The sequence below is a fragment of the Streptomyces katrae genome (assembly GCF_000966975.1).
Classification (GTDB): Bacteria; Actinomycetota; Actinomycetes; order Streptomycetales; family Streptomycetaceae; genus Streptomyces; species Streptomyces katrae.
The window spans coordinates 1-6,015 of record NZ_JZWV01001183.1; the positions used below are offsets into that span (position 1 = coordinate 1).

The following is a 6,015-nucleotide window of genomic DNA, read 5'->3' on the forward strand; positions in this document are numbered from 1 at the left end:
CCACTGAGCTACCCGGAGATGTGGGGTACGGGGACATGACCGTCGGCACGAACAGCTCGCCCGGGGCCGCAGGTGCGGCCGAGCAGCGGTTCGGGGACGCCCCCGCGCCCCCGGACGCGGGGCGTCCCGGCCCGTCCGCGGCCGGCCCCGGCATCCCGCCGGTCCACCCGCGAGGCCGGGAGACCCTGGGGTCGGTGCCGCCGCAGGCGTGCCCCGACCGGCGCGGCCCGGACGGCGGGGCCGGCGGCCGCGCCCCCGCCCCGGACACCGGCGGGACCCCCGGCCAGGGGCACGGCTTCGGCCTGGACCCCGACGAGCTGCCGGACGGGCTCGTCGTCGCCGACCACACCGGGCACGTCGTCTGCTTCAACCGGGCCGCCTCCCGGATCACCGCCATCACCGCCGCCCAGGCGCTCGGCGCCCGCATCGAGCGCGCGCTCCCGCTGGAGGACCTGGAGGGCCGCCGCTGGTGGGCGCTGACCGACCCGTACGGCGGCCTCGCCACCCGGCGCGGCCAGCCCGAGCGGAACCTGCTGCTGCCCGGCGGCCGGGAGGTACTGGTCTCCGCCCGGTACGTGCGCACCCACCCCACCGGCCCGCTGAGCCGCCTCGTGGTCACCCTGCGCGGCACCGAGGCGCGCCACCGCACCGAGCGCAGCCACGCCGAACTGATCGCCACCGTCGCGCACGAGCTGCGCTCCCCGCTGACCTCCGTCAAGGGCTTCACGGCGACCCTCCTCGCCAAGTGGGAGCGCTTCACCGACGACCAGAAGCGGCTGATGCTGGAGACCGTCGACGCCGACGCCAACCGCGTCACCCGCCTCATCGCGGAACTCCTCGACATCTCCCGCATCGACTCCGGCCGCCTGGAGGTGCGCCGGCAGCCGGTGGACATCGCCGCGGCCGTCGGCCGGCACGTGCAGGCCCTCACCGCGAACGGCCAGGCCCCCGAGCGGTTCCTCGTACGCGTCAGCCGGCCGCTCCCCGACCTGTGGGCCGACCCGGACAAGATCGACCAGATCCTGGGCAACCTCCTCGAAAATGCGGTGCGGCACGGCGACGGAACGGTCACCATCGACGTAGCGCCGTACGAGAAGGGAACAGCCGTCACCGTGACCGACGAAGGCCCCGGGATCCCCGAGGAGTCGATGGCCCGCGTCTTCACCCGCTTCTGGCGGGGGAGCAAGCGCGGCGGCACCGGCCTGGGCCTGTACATCGTCAAGGGCATCGTGGAGGCCCACGGCGGCACCATCACCGTCGGGCGCGGGCCCGGCGGCGGCGCGGAGTTCCGATTTATGCTGCCCGTGAGCGCGCCGGCCTACCTCACCCAGTAACCCTGCGGAGAGTCTCGCCAGGCGGCCCACGGGCTTCCTCACCCCCGGCGGCCCTTAGACTCGTCCTTTGGCACCTTTGTGTCCTTGTGCCGATCACACCGATCAGCGATCGAGTCGTGCGCGTCGTGCGGGGACCCACCAGCCAGCCATCGGAAGTACGGGAAGAGATGTCGGCACCGAACAAGTCGTACGACCCTGTCGAGGTCGAGGCACTGAAACCGGAAGAGATCGAGCGCATGCGGGACGAGGCGCTCGCCGCCTTCGCGTCCGCCGGCGACCTCGACGAGCTCCGCGAGGCGAAGACCGCGCACATGGGCGACCGCTCGCCCCTCGCGCTCGCCAACCGCGAGATCGGCGCCCTGCCGCCCCAGGCCAAGGCCGAGGCGGGCAAGCGCGTCGGACAGGCCCGCGGCGCCGTGAACAAGGCCTTCGGGGCCCGCATGGCCGCCCTGGAGGCCGAGCGCGACGAGCGGGTGCTGGTCGAGGAGGCGGTGGACGTCACGCTGCCCTACGACCGCGTGCCCGCCGGCGCCCGCCACCCGCTGACCACGCTGATGGACCGCATCGCGGACATCTTCGTCGGCATGGGCTACGAGGTCGCGGAGGGCCCCGAGGTCGAGGCGGAGTGGTTCAACTTCGACGCCCTCAACTTCACGCCCGACCACCCGGCCCGCCAGATGCAGGACACCTTCTTCGTCCAGGGCCCCGAGGGCACCACGGGCGACGAGTCCGGCGTCGTGCTGCGCACCCACACCTCCCCGGTGCAGGCGCGCTCGCTGCTGGAGCGCAAGCCCCCCGTCTACATCGTCTGCCCGGGCCGCGTGTACCGCACCGACGAGCTCGACGCGACGCACACCCCGGTCTTCCACCAGGTCGAGCTCCTCGCCGTCGACGAGGGCCTGACCATGGCCGACCTCAAGGGCACCATCGACCACATGGTCAAGGAGCTCTTCGGGGAGCAGACCACCACCCGTCTGCGCCCGCACTTCTTCCCCTTCACCGAGCCGTCCGCCGAGATGGACATGCAGTGCTACGTGTGCCGCGGCGAGTCGGTGGGCAACCCCGACCGCCCCTGCCGTACCTGCTCCAGCGAGGGCTGGATCGAGCTCGGCGGCTGCGGCATGGTCAACCCCAAGGTGCTCGTCGCCTGCGGTGTGGACCCCGAGAAGTACAGCGGCTTCGCCTTCGGGTTCGGCATCGAGCGGATGCTGATGTTCCGCCACAACGTTGAAGACATGCGAGACATGGTCGAGGGTGACGTGCGCTTCACCCGGCCGTTCGGGAGTGAGATCTGATGCGCGTCCCGCTTTCCTGGCTGCGGGAGTACGTCGACCTCCCCGCAGGCGAGACCGGCCGCGACGTGGCCGCCAAGCTCGTCGACGCCGGCCTCGAGGTCGAGACCGTCGAGCAGCTCGGCGCCGGGCTCAAGGGCCCCCTCGTCGTCGGCCAGGTGCTGACCATCGAGGAGCTGGAGGGCTTCCGCAAGCCCATCCGCTTCTGCACGGTCGACGTCGGCACCGCCAACGGCACCGGCGAACCGCAGGAGATCGTCTGCGGTGCCCGCAACTTCTCCGTCGGCGACAAGGTCGTCGTGGTCCTGCCCGGCGCTGTCCTGCCCGGCGACTTCGCGATCGCCTCGCGCAAGACGTACGGCAAGACCTCGCACGGCATGATCTGCTCCGGCGAGGAGCTCGGCATGGGCGACGACGGCACGCACGGCATCATCGTGCTGCCGCCGGAGTACGAGCCGGGCACCGACGCGATCGAGCTGCTCCAGCTCGTCGACGAGGTCCTCGACATCGACATCACCCCGGACCGCGGCTACTGCATGTCCATGCGCGGTGTGGCCCGCGAGGCCGCCACCGCCTACGGCCTGCCGCTGCGCGACCCGGCGCTGCTCGACGTGCCCGCGCCGAACTCGTACGGCTACGCGGTGAAGATCTCCGACCCGCAGGGCTGCGACCGCTTCACCGCCCGCACGGTGACCGGCCTCGACCCCGAGGCGCGCTCCCCGATCTGGCTCACCCGCCGCCTCCAGAAGGCCGGCATGCGCCCGATCTCGCTCGCCGTGGACATCACCAACTACGTGATGCTCGAACTCGGCCAGCCGCTGCACGCCTACGACCGCTCCCGCCTCGACGGCGAGATCGGCGTCCGCCGTGCCGAGCAGGGCGAGAAGTTCACCACCCTCGACGGGGTCAAGCGGATCCTCGACGCCGAGGACCTGGTGATCACCGACAACAGCGGCCCGATCGGGCTCGCCGGTGTCATGGGCGGCGCCAACACCGAGATCGCCGACTCGGTCACCGACCCCGAGACGGGCGCCGTCACCGGCACCACCGACGTGGTCATCGAGGCCGCGCACTTCGACTCCGTGTCGATCTCGCGCACCGCCCGCCGCCTGAAGCTGTCCTCCGAGGCCTCCAAGCGCTTCGAGCGCGGCGTCGACCCGCTCGCCGCCGCCGCGGCCGCGCAGCGCACCGTCGACCTCCTCGTGCTGCTCGCCGGCGGTACGGCCGAGGCCGGGGTCACCGAGCTCATCGCCCCGGGCGCCCCGCGCACCATCGCGATGCGCGCCGACCACCCGGACCGCGTCGCGGGCATGGACTACGGCCGCGAGACCGTCGTGCGCCGCCTCCAGGAGATCGGCTGCGACGTCTACGGCCAGGACGAGCTCGTCGTCACCGTCCCCTCGTGGCGGCCCGACCTCGCCGCGCCGAACGACCTCGCCGAGGAGGTCATCCGCCTGGAGGGCTACGGGAACCTCCCGTCCACCCTCCCGCAGGTGCCCTCCGGCCGTGGCCTGACCCCGCGCCAGCAGCTGCACCGCCGCGTCGGCCGCGCCCTGGCCGGCGCCGGCTACGTCGAGGCGCTCAGCTACCCGTTCATCGGCGAGGGCGTCTTCGACCAGCTCCAGCTGCCCGCGGACGACCCGAGCCGCCGGGTCGTCAAGCTCGTCAATCCGCTCTCCGACGAGGAGCCGGCGCTGCGCACCACGCTGCTGCCGGGTCTGCTCGGCGCGCTGCGCCGCAACGACAGCCGCGGCAGCCACGACCTGGCGCTCTTCGAGACCGGCTCGGTCTTCCGCGCCGGCGGGCAGCCGGGTGCCGCCGTAAGGCTGCCGGTCGACCGCCGTCCCACGGACGAGGAGATCGCCACCCTGGACGCGGCCCTGCCCGCGCAGCCGCGGTACGCCGCGGTCGTGCTGGCCGGTGCCCGCGAGCAGGCCGGCTGGTGGGGCAAGGGCCGTCCGGCCGACTGGGCCGACGCGGTCCAGGCCGCCCGTGCGCTGGCCGTCGAGGCCGGCGCCGAGCTGGTCGTCCGCCAGGGCCAGTACGGTCCGTGGCACCCCGGCCGCTGCGCCGAGCTGGTCGTCACCCTCGACGGCGCGGAGACGGTCATCGGCCACGCCGGTGAGCTGCACCCGCGCGTGGTCAAGGCCCTCGGCCTGCCGGCCCGGACCAGCGCCATGGAGCTCGACCTCGACCGCCTCGCGGCGGCCGGCGGCGAGGCCCTCCAGGCGCCCCGGATCTCCACCTTCCCGGTGGCGACCCAGGACGTCGCGCTGATCGTCGACGCGTCCGTCCCGGCCGCGGCCGTGGAGGCCGCGCTGCGCGAGGGCGCCGGCGAACTGCTCGAATCGCTGCGGCTGTTCGACGTGTTCACCGGTGAGCAGGTCGGCGAGGGCAAGAAGTCCCTCGCCTACGCGCTGCGCTTCCGCGCGCCCGACCGCACCCTGACCGCCGAGGAGTCCACGGCCGCGCGCGACGCGGCGGTGGCCCTCGCCGGCGAGCGGACGGGGGCGGTGCTGCGCGGCGCCTGATCCGCCGTCAGCAGGACCCGCTGAGGGGCCCGTCCGGACCACCGGACGGGCCCCTCGTGCATTCCGGACGATCCTCACTCATTCGGGTGAGAACGGCGGCGGGCCATGTCCGGTACGTCAGGAGGTCGACACAATCGTTCCGGCCGACGAGCCGGAGGGGAGCGTCCTACGGATGATCACGCGCCGGGAAACGCACCGGGCGCGCCTGGCGTGCGTCCTCGCCTGGGGCGGCGCCGCGGTGTCCTGGGAGCTGTCCACCCCGGGACCGCTGGTGCCCAGCCTCGCCAGCTGCGCGGCCTTCCTGATCCTGGCCACGGGCTGCGCCCTGCACACCCGGCGGGGTCTCATCGCCGAGCTGCGGCGCTCGCGGGAGATCGCCGGGGCCACCCAGCGCGTACTGCTGCGGCCGCTGCCCGGGCGGATCGACGGCCTGGCGCTCTGCGCCGCCCAGCTGTCGGCGAGCCGGGGGGCGGCGGTCGGCGGGGACCTGTACGAGGCGGTGCCGACGGCGTACGGGGTGCGGGTGCTGATCGGGGACGTACGGGGCCACGGGCTCCCCGCGCTGGGCGGGGCCGCGGCGGTCCTGGGCTCGTTCCGCGAGGCGGCGTACGACGAGCCGGCCCTGGGCGGGGTCCTGCTCCGCATGGAGCGCTCCCTGCAGCGGCACCTGCGCGAGCGCGCCCGGGCCGAGCATCCGTCGGCCTGCCCTTCCGATCCGGAGTCCCCGTCCTCGGAGGACTTCGTGACGGTCCTCCTCCTCCAGATCGCCCCGGACGGCACGGTCCTGGCCCTCAACTGCGGCCACCCGTGGCCGTACCTCCTCCGCCGAGCCGTCCTCCGGGAACCCTGCGGGGCCAT

General features: G+C 73.7%; 4 protein-coding genes. All 4 read left to right on the plus strand.

Translation table 11 applies throughout. The features are described 5' to 3' along the window. Window positions 1–35 precede the first annotated feature (35 nt). The gene (locus VR44_RS34610; protein WP_094192111.1) at window positions 36–1,334 is read left to right on the plus strand and encodes a sensor histidine kinase; all 1,299 of its coding nucleotides are present in this window, start codon (window positions 36–38) and stop codon (window positions 1,332–1,334) included. Between the two features lie 167 nt (window positions 1,335–1,501). Continuing rightward, entirely contained in the window at window positions 1,502–2,629 is a 1,128-nt protein-coding gene (gene pheS, locus VR44_RS34615; RefSeq protein ID WP_045951607.1) for a phenylalanine--tRNA ligase subunit alpha, read from the plus strand. Further along, the gene (pheT, locus tag VR44_RS34620; RefSeq protein WP_045951608.1) at window positions 2,629–5,157 is read left to right on the plus strand and encodes a phenylalanine--tRNA ligase subunit beta; all 2,529 of its coding nucleotides are present in this window, start codon (window positions 2,629–2,631) and stop codon (window positions 5,155–5,157) included. Before pheS ends, pheT begins: the two co-directional genes overlap by 1 nt. Before the next feature lie 172 nt (window positions 5,158–5,329). Continuing rightward, the coding region (locus VR44_RS34625) for a PP2C family protein-serine/threonine phosphatase (protein ID WP_045951609.1) at window positions 5,330–6,015 on the plus strand (686 nt) is incomplete at its 3' end.